14 protein-coding genes are annotated in these 15,262 nt (G+C 59.5%); 5 read left to right on the top strand and 9 right to left on the bottom strand.

The window, feature by feature from the left end:
* Positions 1–13: 13 nt before the first annotated feature.
* Positions 14–2,974, bottom strand: a complete 2,961-nt coding sequence (locus BR24_RS10200) for an NAD-glutamate dehydrogenase domain-containing protein (protein ID WP_496541380.1) — start codon at positions 2,972–2,974, stop codon at positions 14–16.
* Positions 2,975–3,190: 216 nt separating this feature from the next.
* On the opposite strand from BR24_RS10200, the gene BR24_RS10195 reads away from it, so the two are divergent.
* Both BR24_RS10195 and BR24_RS10190 read left to right on the top strand, forming a co-directional pair.
* On the top strand, positions 3,191–4,141 hold the full coding sequence (locus BR24_RS10195; protein WP_496541379.1) for a chemotaxis protein: 951 nt from the start codon (positions 3,191–3,193) through the stop codon (positions 4,139–4,141).
* A complete protein-coding gene (locus BR24_RS10190) occupies positions 4,138–4,527 on the top strand; it encodes an Hpt domain-containing protein (RefSeq protein ID WP_496541378.1) in 390 nt (129 codons plus the stop codon). Before BR24_RS10195 ends, BR24_RS10190 begins: the two co-directional genes overlap by 4 nt.
* Before the next feature lie 77 nt (positions 4,528–4,604).
* Here the strand turns inward: BR24_RS10190 and BR24_RS10185 are convergent, their stop codons facing one another.
* From BR24_RS10185 to BR24_RS10175, 3 genes are all read right to left on the bottom strand, one after another.
* On the bottom strand, positions 4,605–5,105 hold the full coding sequence (locus BR24_RS10185) for a hypothetical protein (RefSeq protein ID WP_496541377.1): 501 nt from the start codon (positions 5,103–5,105) through the stop codon (positions 4,605–4,607).
* A gap of 8 nt (positions 5,106–5,113) precedes the next feature.
* The gene (locus BR24_RS10180) at positions 5,114–6,952 is read right to left on the bottom strand and encodes a UbiD family decarboxylase (protein ID WP_496541376.1); all 1,839 of its coding nucleotides are present in this window, start codon (positions 6,950–6,952) and stop codon (positions 5,114–5,116) included.
* Between the two features lie 72 nt (positions 6,953–7,024).
* Positions 7,025–7,222 carry a hypothetical protein gene (locus BR24_RS10175; protein WP_496541375.1) on the bottom strand — a complete coding sequence of 66 codons (198 nt, stop codon included), beginning with the start codon at positions 7,220–7,222 and terminating at the stop codon, positions 7,025–7,027.
* 234 nt (positions 7,223–7,456) lie between these two features.
* On the opposite strand from BR24_RS10175, the gene BR24_RS10170 reads away from it, so the two are divergent.
* Together BR24_RS10170 and BR24_RS10165 are read left to right on the top strand one after the other, a co-directional pair.
* Complete coding sequence (locus BR24_RS10170; protein WP_496541374.1) at positions 7,457–8,833, top strand: amidohydrolase; 1,377 nt, start codon at positions 7,457–7,459, stop codon at positions 8,831–8,833.
* On the top strand, positions 8,830–9,369 hold the full coding sequence (locus BR24_RS10165; RefSeq protein ID WP_496541373.1) for a hypothetical protein: 540 nt from the start codon (positions 8,830–8,832) through the stop codon (positions 9,367–9,369). Before BR24_RS10170 ends, BR24_RS10165 begins: the two co-directional genes overlap by 4 nt.
* Before the next feature lie 100 nt (positions 9,370–9,469).
* Here BR24_RS10165 and BR24_RS10160 read toward each other — a convergent pair whose 3' ends face one another.
* On the bottom strand, positions 9,470–9,988 hold the full coding sequence (locus BR24_RS10160) for a hypothetical protein (RefSeq protein WP_496541372.1): 519 nt from the start codon (positions 9,986–9,988) through the stop codon (positions 9,470–9,472).
* Positions 9,989–10,185: 197 nt separating this feature from the next.
* Between BR24_RS10160 and BR24_RS10155 the strand changes: the two genes are divergently transcribed.
* Positions 10,186–10,548 (top strand): hypothetical protein, encoded by a 363-nt coding sequence (locus BR24_RS10155; protein ID WP_496541371.1) that lies wholly within the window; start codon positions 10,186–10,188, stop codon positions 10,546–10,548.
* Between the two features lie 83 nt (positions 10,549–10,631).
* On the opposite strand, the gene leuB is transcribed toward BR24_RS10155, so the two are convergent.
* The 4 genes from leuB to BR24_RS10135 are packed head-to-tail and all read right to left on the bottom strand — an operon-like array spanning position 10,632 to position 15,011.
* Positions 10,632–11,699: a 3-isopropylmalate dehydrogenase gene (leuB, locus tag BR24_RS10150; protein ID WP_496541370.1), complete on the bottom strand. Its 1,068-nt coding sequence runs from the start codon at positions 11,697–11,699 to the stop codon at positions 10,632–10,634.
* Positions 11,700–11,708: 9 nt separating this feature from the next.
* Positions 11,709–12,203 (bottom strand): 3-isopropylmalate dehydratase small subunit, encoded by a 495-nt coding sequence (locus BR24_RS10145; RefSeq protein WP_496541369.1) that lies wholly within the window; start codon positions 12,201–12,203, stop codon positions 11,709–11,711.
* A 10-nt stretch (positions 12,204–12,213) separates the two neighbouring features.
* The gene (gene leuC / locus BR24_RS10140; RefSeq protein ID WP_496541368.1) at positions 12,214–13,473 is read right to left on the bottom strand and encodes a 3-isopropylmalate dehydratase large subunit; all 1,260 of its coding nucleotides are present in this window, start codon (positions 13,471–13,473) and stop codon (positions 12,214–12,216) included.
* Complete coding sequence (locus BR24_RS10135; protein WP_496541367.1) at positions 13,473–15,011, bottom strand: 2-isopropylmalate synthase; 1,539 nt, start codon at positions 15,009–15,011, stop codon at positions 13,473–13,475. The genes leuC and BR24_RS10135 overlap by 1 nt, the downstream gene beginning before the upstream one ends.
* Positions 15,012–15,262: the final 251 nt, after the last annotated feature.

Here is a 15,262-nt window from a genome sequence, read left to right as displayed (position 1 = left end):
CTCCCGTTGGGGTCTATGCGAATCCGAGACGCCGCATGGTCAGGTACTTGCGTCCGGAGGCCTGCACCACCGACGCGATGTCGTCGGCCTGCTCCAGTCCGCTCTCGCGGATGTCCTCTACCCACCGGGTCACCATATCCTCTTCTTCGAGATAGGCCATGATAAGCCTGCGAACGCCTGCCACGTCAACAGGTCGCTCGGCCCAGTTGAGCCCTTCCTGATACATGATGCGCGCAGAGATGAATGCTCCGAGCAATGCGTGGAAATGAGCGCGCGGAACGTTTCGCAGGACTCGGTCACCGTACTTTTCAGCGAGTATTGCCGGGCAGTATGCGAGCACCATGCGCTTGAGCAGCGGATTGGCGGCCACTGACGCCACGCCTTCGTCAAGCATCGCCACCACCATATCCGCGAGATCGTTGATGTGTCGGGACAGCTCGTAGGAGAGCTCCGTGATGGTCTTGGAGCCGCCGCAGCTCTTGTACTCGCGCATGAGCAGCCGGGCCTCGTCGCGCGCCCGCAGCCGCAGGATGTCCAGCACCTGCTCCACGTACGTGTCCTTTATTTCGAGGAACTCGTCTTCCGACAGGGCCAGCCCCGCAAGAATCTCGTAGGAGGAGCAGATCACGCCGGTCTTGTTGGCGGACGGGCCGGGGACGACCATGACGCCTGCCTCCTCGAGCTTCGCGCGGGCGTCGGTGGAGATGAAGATGTTGGCGCCCTCCACGATGCCCCGCGCAGTGGGCTTGCCGTCGTGACGCAGGAACCGCTGCCAGTTCTGCATGTTGATGGTGTCCGGCCTTCCTCCTGACGGAATGAACAGGTCGGCCTCCACCGTGTTGTGCAAGCTGTCACGCACGGCCCTGCCTTCCTGCGTCTCAGTGGAGACCACGAACGCATCGGGGCCGGAGAGTTTTTCTGGGTCGAAATGGGACGCCTTCTTCTCCCCGTCCACCAGACGCAAGAGCTCCTCGTGATCCAGCCCGGCCGGGTCGTAGGCCGCCCCATGTCCGTCCGACATGGCCACGATGCAGGCGTTGTCACCGTACTCTCGGCGCAGAATCTTCATGACGTTGGAGGCCACGTCGCCGGCGGGACCGCCGGTGAGCTTGACCGTGAACCTCTGGTTGTGCGGGGCGATGCCCATGGCCCGCAGCAGTTCGTCCGCAAAGACGATGACCCCTTCACTGGTGACGCCGTAGTGCTTGTGCCCGATCCCTGCCCGCGGCTTGGAGCTCATGAACGCGGCGGGCCACTTGTATTCGCGCTTGCGGGCCCGGTCCACGAACCACTGCACGTGTTTGGGCGTGATGTTCTCGTCCGGCCCCAGATAGATGATCTCCTCACGATCTAAGTAGTCCACCACTTCCGGACGCGTCCAGTTGCCCGGCCCGGCGTCCTCGGGTACTGTGATGAGATCCAGCAGGGAGTCGACCATGCTCTTCACCGCGATGTCCACCTCCCCGTCGGGACCCATGAGCACAACGGCCTTGGATCCGCCTTCCGGAATGTCCTTGTTCTTGAACTGCTGCGCACTCGCCAGCTTGGTGACTTCGTCGAACAGCCGATTGCTCTCCAGTTCGAAGTGCTCCTGATTCCAGGTGCGCACCACCCGCACGCCCCCGCGGGACATGTCGCGATAGCGGACATGGAAGCCGAAGCAATAGGGCCCGTGAAAGCAGTAGAACCCGAAGGGGCGCTCCTCCTTGGGCATAGGGGAGAGGATGAGCGGATCCATGCGGAATGCGAGACCGAACCGCTCGGACACATAGTAGTTGGTCCTCAGGGTATAACGGAAGAACCTGTAGATGTAGTTCAGGATGTTGCGACAGATGTCGTCCGTCACCCCGCCGATGGCCTTGCGCACCTTGCGCCGCCTGTGCTCCATCAGCGCCTCGCGCCCGCCGCCTACTTCCGGATTGAAACGCGCCTCGAAATAACTGAAAAGCAGCTCCAGAATGTCGCGGTGGTCGAGCATGGTGTGCACGATCCGGCCTGAAGAGTAGGCGTAGATATCCTTGGCCGTCAGGAACTGGTGGGCGAACTCGGCCGCTGCCTGCATGAGCATGACGCTGCCGATTTCCCACCCGTCCTCTTCTGACAGCACTTCGAGTCCGTGAAACGCGAACCACTTAATGGCCTTGAGCTGACGACGCAGCCGCGCGTAACGCTCCGAATCCTCGTCCAGATCGACCTTTGACCGGTCCAGATAAAAACTGAACACGGCGGCCGAGCCGTTCTCCTGAAGTTCGAAAAGATCGCCATAGGCCCGGTCCACGGGGACTTCCTCGCGCGCGAGGACCTTAACCGCCATGAGCAGCAGCGCTTTGGAAGGGGGATTGGCCATGGCCACGCTGATGCGGTCAAATCCGGGGTGTACTTCCTTGTCCAGCTGAACATGGACCCTTTCGGTGCCCTCGACGCAGCGGCAGGTCTCGAAGTGACGCACGGCCCGGGCCGCTTCGAACTTCTCCACATAGTCCTCGGTGGTTCCGGCAAGGAACTTTCCGAAATCATCCTGATCTTCGGGAATGACCATCCTGCTTTCGGTGATGGCTTCGAGAGCCCGCTTGTAGCCGCTGCCGTCAACTTCGCAGGTGTTCTGGGGGCCGAGCACAAGCGTGTCGAGCCTCAGGGCGTCGTCGCGGCTGGAATAGATTCGCGCGGCCTGCAGGGTTTTCTCTCGGTACTGCTCCAGCACGTCGGCCAGCACCTTCATGTCTGCGCCGGGGGTGATGTGGGTTACCCTGGTTCCGCAAGGGCTCCTGAGCTGTACGGCCTGTCTTTCGGAGCGCACCTGCCCCGAGAGGATGGCGCGCAGATGTTTGAGCTGCTCCTGTTTTTCGTGCGTCTGAAAATAGTATTCGGGCATGTTCACGTAAAACCAGGGCACAAGCGCGTCGGCAGAGTCAGAAAGCATGTTTTTGAGTTCGCTCAGGGCCTCTCTGGCGTCGATGGACACGGAATCGCTCATTTTGGGCTCCAATTTCTAAAAAAAACGAAAAAAGGACCTTTCCCTATTACCCCTAGAGCATGGCTCGGGGAACAAGGTCAAGGCTTTATAAAAAAATCATTCACAAGAATTGGTGATTCATGAATTATTCACTTGATTTTCGACTCTGCGGAACCAATACTTGGAGAATCCGGTGTGCGCACCGGCAACAAAACCGCTCAGCCAGAGGGCCGAAAGATGAAAAAAGCCGACTCTCCCATCGATACGGGAATACTGCTCGAAACGGGAACCAACGAACTGGAACTCCTTGAATTCTACATTGAAGAAAGCGTTCCCGAGGGCAAAGAGCCCATACGGCACTACTTCGGCATAAATGTGGCCAAGGTCATGCAGGTCATCGAGACCCCCAATCTGGAGCCGCCAGAGTCCGCGCCCCACCCTTCTTTTCTGGGCACCATCCCCCTGCGCGAGGTGATTCTGGCCGTGCTGGATCTGAGCGTCTGGCTCGAAATCGACATGCCCAAGACCGAGCGGGACATCGTCATCGTCACCGAATTCAGCCAGTCCGTGACCGGTTTCCTTGTTTCGGGTGTCACCGAAATCCACCGCGTGGGTTGGCGGGAAGTCATTCCGCCAAGTGGCGTCATCGCGAAAAGCACCGACGCCATCGTGGGAATGGTTGACAAAAACGACAGATTCATCCAATTGCTCGACCTCGAAACGATTCTTTCGGAATTCGAGGATCACGACACGGAAAACGTGGCGGTAGCGGAAAGGGAATACAAGGCGATTGTCTGCGACGACTCCGCCACGATCCGCATGATGGTGGACGCAAACCTGAAAGCCGCGAATTTCCGTCACCGCATCCTCAACAACGGCGAGGATGCGCTCAAGGCCCTGCTGGAACTGAAGGGAGTTGCCGAAGAGGAAAACCGGGACATCACCGATTTCGTGGACGTGGTCATCTCGGATATCGAGATGCCGCTCATGGACGGGTTCACCCTGACCAAGAATATCAAGCAGGACCCGGTACTGGGCAAACTTCCGGTCATCCTTTACTCCTCCATCATCACCGATGAACTCCGGCACAAGGGCGACTCGGTCGGCGCCGACCACCAGATTTCCAAACCGGAACTGAACCGCATAGCCGAAAAGGCGATTGAGCTCATCCAAGGACACACCGAATGAGAGACCCAGTACTGGAAGTCTTCATAGAAGAAACCGAAGAACGCCTGAACTCCGTGGAGTCCGGGCTGCTCAATATTGAACAGGGAAAACTGGATGACACGGTCATTCACGGCATCTTCCGAGACGCCCACTCCATCAAGGCCGGGGCCAACCTGCTGAAGCTGCAGAACATCGAGACGCTGGCACACAAGCTGGAAAACATCCTCGAAATGATCCGCAAAAAGCAGGGCACCCCCACGGACATGACCTTCACGGCCCTGCTGGAGACCGTGGACAAGCTCCGCGAGCTTCTGGAGAACGTCGAGAAGAGTAACGAGATTAGTATTCGTCTTCAGGAGGCCATGTTGAACAAGGTCGCCAGCAAGATGATGGAAACAACGCAGTAGAAACGACATTTCCACCAAACGAAAAGGGCCGCCCCGGGTGATCGGGGCGGCCCTTTTCAGGTTGATATTCAACCCTGTCAGTTCTTGAACAGCTCTTCGAGCTTGGACATTTCCGACATGGGCGTGTTGGCGAAGACTTCCCGCTCCACGGCCTCCATGAACGCTTCATACTCCATGTTCATGAAGTCGATGTTCACCCCGCGCACCTCGAAATACTGCTCCATGAACGCCGAAAGCGGCCCGTCATCGAGCTGCTTCATGAGCTCGTTATGGCTCTGAAGCGTGGTGAACGGCTTGTTCATGCTGCCCAGAACGTACATGTCCAGCCGGGTCTCACCGTCGGTGATCACGCCGATGGCGTTGAAAATTTTCAGCCGCTCCCGGAAGGACTGATCCAGATCCGGCAGCTCGTCCAGTTCCGCCTTGGGGAAGAAGCCCACGAAAACGCTGGTGCCGTTCTCATCGAGCATGGTGTGGCGGAAGACCTTCTGGTCCTTGAGTTTCCGTGCGGCCTTGACACTCTGGTACAGGTCCAGCGCGACTCCCTCGCGAAGGTATGCGATAACTTTCTCGTCCATGAGTTCTCCTAGATTATGCCGTGCAGCGGCCCACCGGGCGCGCCGAGGTCGTCCACCATTTTTTCCACTTCAGGAACCGGCTCCAGCGGCGGAGCATGATACGTCTTGAGGCGTGCGTCAATGATCACGGCCTTTTCCGCGCCCCAGTGCTTGCAGTGAGTGAAGCTGCCCGCGCCGTACATGTCCGTGGCCGGGTCCGAACGGGTAAAGGCGACCCAGAGGAAGTTGTCCCAGTTTCCGGCCGTGAACTCAGCATCGTCCGCCACCACGACGAACGGGAAGCGCTCGATGCCCGCCACACGTTCAAGCCGCTCGCCCAAAGCGTCGAATCTCGGGTCGGACGTATCGCGCGGCCGGTCATGCTTCGGGCCCTGAAGCACCATTATGCCCGGAGCGAAGACCTTCGGCTCATCGAAACCTTCCGGCAGGTCGAGACCGGGGGGCAACTCGGTGCCGAGCTCGCGACGCACCGGCCCCGCCACGGACATGATGACCTTGGACCCCTGATTGAGGCTGATGCCGGAATAGTCGAGCGTGTCGATGGTGGTGCGGGTGATGAAATGAAAGTCGCGCCCGAGGTCAACGCGCTCCAGCAGGTGCCGAAAAAACTCGGGGATATGATGCGCCGAGACGTCCGGGCTGTCTTCCTTGGCGGCGATGAGCACGTACTTGGAAAGCGACGTCTGGGTGGTGCCGAGCAGCGAAAGCGCGTTGGTAATGAGCTCCTGCGGCTGCCTCTCCGCGGCATACGGAACATATCGCTCGGACCCCACGGCCAGCAGCAGCGGATGCACGCCCGCCGCATCCACCGCATGGACCTCGTGCACCCCGGCGAACACCGAGGACACCAGATCCCCCGTCATCTCGTGGATGAACTCGCCGAAGATGGTGTCTTCCTGCGGGGGACGGCCCACCGTGGTGAACGGCCAGATTGCCCCGTCACGATGGTAAACGTGCTCCACGCGCAAAACCGGGAAGTCGTGCGTCAGGCTGTAGTAACCGAGGTGATCGCCGAACGGCCCTTCAGGCTTTTCCACGTTCTCCACCACGCCGCTGATGCAGAAGTCGGCCTCGGCGGGAACCGGCAGTCCGTCCGGCCGCATGACCATGGGGATGCGATGCCCGCCCATCATGCCGGCAAAGAGAATCTCCGGGAAGCCTTCGGGCAGAGGCATGACCGCCGCGAGCGTCATGCTCGGCGGACCGCCGACGAAGACGTTGACCCTGAGCTTTTCACCGCGCTTGAGAGCTTCGGCGTGGTGATGGCCGATGCCACGATGGATCTGGTAGTGCAGCCCCACCTCTTCGTCCGGGGTGTAGTCGTTTCCGGTGAGCTGCACTCGGTACATGCCGAGATTGGACCCGGAGAAGCCGGGCTTGGCGGGGTCTTCCGAGTAGACCTGCGGCAGGGTGACGTACCCGCCGCCGTCCATGGGCCACGAGATCAGCTCCGGCAGTTCGGTCACGCGGCACTCGTTGCGCATCACCGGTCCGTTCTTTACCCGTTTGGGCAGCGAATGCCACGCTGAACGCGGGCCGCCGAGGTAGTCCCACGGCCGCTTGAGCGCCGCCATGGGGTCGAACTTCAGCCGCATGAGCCGTTCGACGATCCGCAGCGTGTCGCTGAAGAGGAAGTGCATCCGCTCTCGCGTGCCGAAGATGTTCGCGGCCATGGGAAAGCGCGTTCCCTTGACGTTGGTGAAAAGCAGCGCCGGACCGCCTGCGTGGAAAACGCGGCGCTGGATGGCGCCCGCCTCGATGTGCGGGTCCACGGCTTGTTCGATGCGTACCAGTTCTCCCCGACGCTCAAGAGCCTCGAGGCATTCGCGCGTGTTCTTGAAACCCATGCTCGATTACCTGCCTTTTTGTTCAGGCAGGCAATCTATACGCTCACAGCCGCAATGTTAAGAGGCAAATTCCTATTGCGACGCTTTGGACCAGGTGCAGACATATTCGTCCGGGCCGTGGTCAATGATGCCGATGGGTCCGGGCCTGAGTTTCTGCGAAGTACGGTTGGGGCAGGTATGGCAGAAGAAATGAGGATAGACGCAGTCAAGGCAGTAGGGCCTGAATTCCATGCAGGCAACCTGATTCCAGGGTCGCCTGAGTCCGAGCACGCAACGTTTTCTGAGAAAAACGCAGTTTAGGCAACTATTTGGTTTTTTATGTTTTTTCATAACACACTCCATCAACAGAACACTTTTCGGGAATATTCAGTTCAACAGCGCATGACGCGTGAACGCCATTATTATCCCGTGCGCCCGTTTTCAGACCGCCGTTGACATCCGCTCAGGACACGGCGTACCTAGCTTCGGCGACAAGCATCGAACAAACATGACGGAGATTGAATCATGTCGGTTACATATATCAAGAACGCCTTCCTGATCACCATGAACGGACAGCGTGAGATTTTCGAAGAAGGGGGCGTGCTCGTGCGAGCCGGCCGCATCGAGCAAGCAGGTTTCGTTGACGAAGCCGCCGTCCCGGAAAACGCCGAGGTGGTGGACGCGGGCGGCAAGGTGGTCATGCCCGGCCTCATCAACACCCACGTGCACCTTTCCCAGCAGCTCGGACGCGGACTCGGTGACGACGTGGACCTGCTGACGTGGCTGCATGAACGCACATGGCCCTATGAACGCAGCCTGACTCCCGAGGACAACCACGTCTCTTCGCTGGCCTGCTGTCTGGAAATGATCCGCTCCGGCGTGACCTGCTTCGCCGAACCGGGGGGCCAGCATGTTGAAACCATGGGCCAAGCCGTGGAGCAGGCCGGAATCCGCGGCATCCTCGCCCGCTCCACCATGGACTGCGGAGAAGGCATCCCCGAACAGGCCCGCGAGTCTGCCGACGAATGCATCGCGCGACAGGTCGAACACATGGACCGCTGGCACGGCGCGGCGGACGACAGAATCCGGGTCTGGCTCGGCCTGCGCACCATTTTCAACAACTCCGACGAGCTCATCCTCAAATCCAAGGAGCTGGCGGACGCACGCGGAATCGGCATGCACATGCATGTCGCCGAAGTGAAGGAAGAGATCGACTTCGCCAAGGCAGACCGGGGGCTGCCCACTGTGGAACATCTGGGCCGCATCGGCGCGCTCGGCCCCAACCTGCTGGCCGTGCACACCGTCTGGGTCACACCGAGGGAAATGGACCTGTTCCGCCTGCACGACGTGAAGATCTCCCACTGCCCCGGCGCGGCCATGAAGGTGCTGGGATTCGCTCCGGTGCCGGAAATGCTCCAGCGGGGCGTCTGCGTCTCCATCGGCACGGACGGCGCGCCCTGCAACAACCGCATGGACATGTTCGACGAGATGTACCTGACGGCCATGATCCACAAGGGGCGCACGCTCGATCCCACGGCGGTCCCGGCTCAGTCCGTTCTGGAAATGGCGACGGTCAACGGCGCGCGCTCGGTTCTGTGGGAAGACGCCATCGGTTCGCTGGAGCCGGGCAAGGCTGCTGATCTGATCATTGTCGACATGCATTCGCACCCCGGCTCCATGCCGGTACACGACGCCGTGGCCAACCTCGTCTACGCCATGCGTTCCAGTTGTGTGGAATCGGTGATGTGCGACGGAAAGTGGGTCATGCGAGACCGCACAGTTCTGACCATCGACGAAAAAGCCGTCCTTGAGGAGGCGCAGCAGCGCGCCGAAGCCATACGAAAACGGGCCGGAATCGAGCTGCCGCAGCGGTTTCCGGTTAAACAAATCAGGAGTTCATGATGCAGGCCCAAATCAACCAAACCGTTCTCAACATGCTCTGGTCCTGGAAAACACAAGGCTATCAAGCCGACATGGGGATCATCATCAACTTGCTCCGGAAAGCCTCTGAACGCACTGAGGACGAAACCAACTATAAAGTATCGGTTCACTACATTAGCCCTGAAGCAAATGCGCTTCTGGAGGAAAACCTTGATGCAATGAAAAATCCATCCGGGGAAATAAAACGAACCCCTTACGGTAAATTTTTTGACAAATATTTCAGTCATGAACACATCGTACCATGCTGTGTCCTGGCCAGAGAAATATACGAAGGGGATTTTTCTTCGATATCTGACTTACATTCTTATCTTCAAAAACGCTCTATACGGGCATGCATCACCAAAGGGGAGCGCGAACGCCTTGACGCAAATTACAAGAACACAATGCCAGGACATGGAAACTCAGCGGATACCTTCGCTCGTTACAGGGAAAACAACATCAACCTGATACAATTCAAGTATAGAGAGCGTTTCACCAAACAACAAAGGCGACTTTAATTCCGAAGCTAACCCATTTATTTTTTTACACCACAAAGACAAAACAAAGGCCGCCCCGGTACCCGGAGCGGCCTTTTTTCCGTCTGAAACCCAAAGTCTGCTACTGAATGGTTCCGTTGCCCACGGGCATGGAGATGGTCCCGGCTTCGGGGATCTCCAGCGACAGAAGCTGTTCGAGGGTCATGTCCGGGCCGACCCACAGGGAGCCCTGCCCCTGCCAGCCCTGCGCAAGCGTCTTGGCGTGCAGCAGAGCCATGGATACGGCCTGCACATACTGCTCGCGGTCGAAAACGAGATGCACGTCCTGCGCCCACTCCGGCAGTTCCTCTTCGGAGGGCCAGGCGATCGGCGTCCTGAGCTTCCAGTGCACCTCGTTGCCGTGGTGCTCCACATGGACGCCTTCGTCAATACCAAGACAGGCGGGATTGCCGCAGTTGCAGGTAAAGATAAAGTATTCACCGGAAAGCCCGGCGCTCATTGTCAGGTCCACGGGGTCGATGTAGGCCCCTCCGTCCTCATGGAGATAGTTGCCGTCCACCGACAGGATGAAGTCGATGTAGGCATCCTCGTGATTCTCTCCGTCCAGACTGAGCTGAACCGTCAACACAAATTCATTCATTCATACTCTCCGACAGGTCTTTTCCCTTCTACGGGAAAGCATGTGTAGCTTTGCTTTGCCTATTCTACAAGCATTTTCGCGATCGTCCGTTTTTTCAGGAAGAGATCATTTTTTTCAAATAATGGCTTACACAGGAATGAACTCTGTGGTATGGAGAAACTAATAGTAACCATATTCTAAATGATTTGGAGGACCTCATGGCTAACATGGATTATCCCGGACCCTGCCCCAGCTGCGTGGGCATCGATGGATGCAGCACCGAAGAAGCAAAGAAAGAAGCCGTCGCCCACTACTGCAAGGGCCTTGAAATGGAACTCAACGCATGGAAGGCACGCCTGTACGACGTGCTGGCATACGACAATCCGTCCGGCCTTCAGGACCAGATCACCCTGATCAAGTCCACCATGAAGGAACTGGACACCATCGTCGACGAGATGAAGGACGTCTGCCCCTCCAGCATGAGCGATCAGGAAAAAATGATCGGCGGCAAGCTGGAAGACCTGCGCGTTCACTACTCCAAGGCCATGGAAGTCATCGCCCCGGGTTGGTTCGGCGGCTGATCTCCATCCCCCCCTCACCTCGCTAAAAAAGGGCCGCTTCCTGCCGGAAAGCGGCCCTTTTCAATCTTTGACGTACTGACGCGCTAGATGTTTGCCAGCACGGCTGCGCCCATGGCAGTGGTGCCGACGGCGTTAGCGCCCTGCTCCATGATGTCGCCGGTGCGGTAGCCCTGCTCCAGCGTCTTCTGGACGGCCTGCTCGATGCAGTCGGCCTCTTCGGCCATATCCATGGAGTGACGCAGCATCATGGCGATGGAAAGAATTGTCGCCAGCGGGTTGGCCTTGTCCTGCCCGGCGATGTCCGGTGCGGAACCGTGAATGGGCTCGTACAGCCCCGGTCCGTCGGCTCCGAGAGACGCCGACGGGAGCATCCCGATGGAGCCGGTGATGGCCGCGGCCTCGTCCGAGAGGATGTCGCCGAACAGGTTGCCGGTGACGATCACGTCAAACTGGCCCGGATCGCGCACCAGTTGCATGGCGGCGTTGTCCACGTACATGTGGCTCAACTCCACGTCGCCGTATCCGGCATGTTCATCCACCACCACGTCGCGCCACACGCGGGAAACGTCCAACACGTTGGCCTTGTCCACGGAGCAGACGCGACCGCCGCGCTTCCGGGCGGCTTCAAAAGCCACGCGGGCGATGCGGCGGATTTCATGCTCGCGGTAGACCATGGTGTTGTAGCCGTACCGCTCACCTTCGATTTCACCTTCGAGGCGCGGTTCGCCGAAGTAGATTCCGCCGGTGAGTTCGCGCACCACCATCACGTCGAGACCGTTTTCCACGATGTCCGGACGCAGATAGCAGGCGTGCTTGAGCTGCGGAAAGAGCACCGCCGGGCGAAGGTTGGCGAAAAGGCCCATGGCCTTGCGGATGCCGAGCAGCCCTTTCTCGGGCCGGATGGACGGGTCTATGGTGTCCCACTTGGGTCCACCCACCGCGCCCAGCAGCACGGCGTCTGCCTCCTGGCAAAGCTCCACGGTACTGTCGGGCAGAGGACCGCCCGTTGCGTCGATGGCGGCTCCGCCGATCAGGGCTTCCGAGTATTCAAAGGTGCGTCCGAATTTCTCGCCCACCTTATCGAGTACCTTGACGCCCTGCGCCACGATCTCCGGTCCGATGCCGTCACCGGCAAGTATGCATATCTTCATTGCCGCTCCTTATTCCGCGAGCCTTGCGCGCGCGTATTCCACCAGTCCGCCTGCGTCGAGGATGCCCTGCATGAAGGACGGAACGGGAGCGCACTTGACGACATCCCCGGTGGTATTGTTGGTGATTTCGCCTTTTTCCGTGTCGACGGTCAGCTCATGGCCGTTGCCGAGCTTGCTGATGTCGTCGCCGACCTCCAGCAGCACCAGACCCTTGTTGAAGCCGTTGCGATAGAAGATGCGGGCAAAGCTCTTGGCCACCACGACGGGAATGCCCGCTCCGAGTATGGAGATGGGCGCGTGCTCGCGGGAGCTGCCGCAGCCGAAGTTCTCCCCGGCCACGATTATGTCGTCCTTCTTCACGCGGTCTACCCATCCCTCCTCAAGGCCGGACATGCAGTTGCGGCCCAGCTCGTCGGAATCGGTGGTCACGAGGAACCGTGCGGGGATGATTGCGTCGGTATCTATATGGTCGCCCACTTTATGGGCATTTCCGGTCACTTTCATGATCGACCTCCTACAGCTTGGCCGGGTGGATAATTTCTCCGGCCACGGCGCTGGCCGCGGCAACGGACGGGTTGGACAGGAACACTTCGCTTTCGAGGCTGCCCATGCGGCCCTTGAAGTTGCGGTTGGTGGTGGCGATGGCGCGCTCCCCGCCCGCGAGAATGCCCATGTGCCCGCCGAGGCAGGGGCCGCAAGTGGGCGGGCCCACGATGCATCCGGCCTGCATGAAGATTTCCATGAGCCCTTCGCTGAGGCAGTCCTGCCAGATCTTCGGGGTGGCGGGCAGCACGATGCAACGAACCGACTTGTCCACCTTGCGGTTCTTCAGGATCGCAGCGGCCTCGCGCATGTCCTCGATGCGCCCGTTGGTGCAGGAGCCTATGACCGCCTGATGAATTTTCAGGCCGGAAGTCTCGTCCACGGGCTTCACGTTATCTGGCAGGTGCGGGCAGGCGACCTGCGGCTCCATTCCGTTCACGTCGATTTCCACCACGCGCTCGTATTGCGCGCCCGGATCGGGAGTAAGCATTTCGGCGTTCTTGCGACCGGCTTCCACCACATAGTCGAGGGTCTTGCCGTCTGAGGCGAAAAGCCCGACCTTGCCGCCGGCCTCGATGGCCATGTTGGCGATGGTCATGCGCCCTTCCACGGTCATGTCGGCGATGGCTTCCCCACCGAACTCAAGCGCCTTGTAGAGTGCCCCGGCCACGCCGATGCGGCCGATCAGGTTGAGCATCACATCCTTGGCGCCCACGTATTCCGAGCCCTTGCCGGTGACTTCCACGCGGATGGTCGGCGGCACCTTGAACCAGGTCTCCCCGAGCGCCATGGCCGCGCCGATGTCGGTGGAGCCCATGCCGGTGGCGAAGGCCCCCAGCCCGCCGTAGGTGCAGGTATGCGAATCCGCGCCGATGACGATGTCGCCCGGCCCCACAAGCCCCTTCTCGGGCAGCAGGGCGTGTTCCACACCCACATCACCGCACTCGTAATAATTGGTGACGCCCATCGCCTCGGCGAACTCGCGCACCACCTTGACCTGCTCGGCCGAGTCAATGTCGCGATTCGGGGTGAAGTGGTCGCACACGAGGAAGACGCGGTCCTGATCGAAGACCTTTTTTGCGCCCATTTCCCTGAAGGCCTTGATGGCCAGCGGTGCGGTGATGTCGTTTGCGAGCACTCCGCTCACGCGGCACTGGACAATCTGCCCCGGCCCTTCGACGGTTTCGTCGGTATGCTTCTGCAGTATTTTTTCTGCGAGGGTCTGAGACATTATTTCCTCTCCTCTCTGGTGATTTCCAAACGATTCAATGCGTTGACGAGGGCCAATGCGGAAGCGCGGACGACGTCCTCATCGTTGGCGCGGCCGACAGCCTTGAATCCGTCATACGTTATGCGCACCGCAACCCCGGCCAAAGCGTCGGTTCCGGAGGTCACGGCGTTGACCGTGTAGCTTTCGAGGCTGGCACGATACCCTATCAAGTCGTAGATGGAGCTGAACACGGCGTCAATGGTTCCGCGACCGAAAGCGGTGTGCTTGCGGATATCCACGTCACCACCCTCTTCGCCGAACTCCATTACCACGGCTGCGTGCGGCGGAACTTCGCCGGTACCGGAGAACACGCTCATGTCGCGAAGACGGAATTTGTCGCGACGACGGTAGACCTTTTCCAGCACGAGCGCTTCCACGTCTTCATCGTGAATGCGCTCCTTCTTGTCAGCGAGTTCCTTCACCGCCGCAAACATTGCTTCCACCTGATCATCCTGAAGCGTGTAGCCCAGCTCCTCCACCTTGCGCTTGATGGCATGGGAACCGGAATGCTTGCCGATGACAATTTCAGTGCCCTGCCTGCCGATGCTCTCGGCGGTCATGATCTCGTAGGTCTGGCGGTTCTTTATGACGCCGTCCTGATGCACCCCGGATTCGTGGGCGAAGGCGTTTGTGCCCACGATGGCCTTGTACGGCGGAATGGGCTGGCCGATAATCTGAGAGAGGCGGCGGCAGGAGGGATACAGCTGCTCGGTCACCACATCGCAGTCGATGTCGTAGAGGTCCTTGCGGGTATTGAGCGCCATGACGACCTCTTCGAGCGCGGCATTGCCGGCACGTTCGCCGATGCCGGAGACCGTGCACTCCACCTGACGCGCACCGGCCCGGATGGCGGCGAGGCTGTTGGCCACGGCGAGCCCGAGGTCGTTGTGGCAGTGAACCGAGATGACGGTGTCGCTCTTCATTTCCAGTTTTTCCATGAGGAAGCGAATCATCTCGTAAAACTCGTGCGGCTGGGTGTACCCAACGGTGTCCGGGACGTTGAGAGTCCGCGCCCCCGCCTTGATGGCCGTGTTGAAGACTCGTACGAGGAAATCCCAGTCGGACCGGGAGGCGTCCTCTGCCGAGAACTCCACGTTGGACGTATACTTTGCGGCGTGTTTCACCGCAGTTTCGGCCATTTCAACCACCTGATCCGGAGTTTTACCGAGCTTGTACTCCATGTGAATGGGGCTGGTGGCGAGGAAGGTGTGAATGCGACCTTCGGGCGCGTTCTTCACTGCTTCCCAGCAGCGGTCGATGTCCTTGGTCACAGTACGGCAGAGGCCCGCCACCTGCAGGTTGGTCACGGACTCTGCAATGGATTTGACCGATTCGAAGTCGCCCTGACTGGCGATTGGAAAACCGGCCTCGATAATATCCACCCCGAGTGTTTCGAGCTGGCGGGCCATACGGATCTTCTCATCGATGTTCATGGTGGCGCCGGGGGACTGTTCGCCATCGCGCAGGGTCGTATCGAAAATCATAATCTTGTCGGACATTTTGCACCTCCGGGCTGAGCCCGTCGTTTACGGTAAAGTGTTGGTGCGCGCCTTCGGCAGGAACGCCGTTGCGGCACGCGGATCGTGGTCGTCACAGTTTACCGTGCGCGTAGTCGCTCCATGCGGAATCGCGCTGTGGGGTGCGGGTGCCGGATGACGATGGTTCCGTCTGCTTGCATTGCTGCCTCCGGGCTCGGGGCCCTTGCGGTTGCGGTTTGCATAAGACGAACGGACGAAGAACGGGACGAAAA

This window comes from Pseudodesulfovibrio halophilus DSM 5663, from assembly GCF_059568665.1.
The sequence above is the reverse complement of the archived record's forward strand: the minus strand, read 5'-3'. Positions and strand labels throughout refer to the sequence as shown.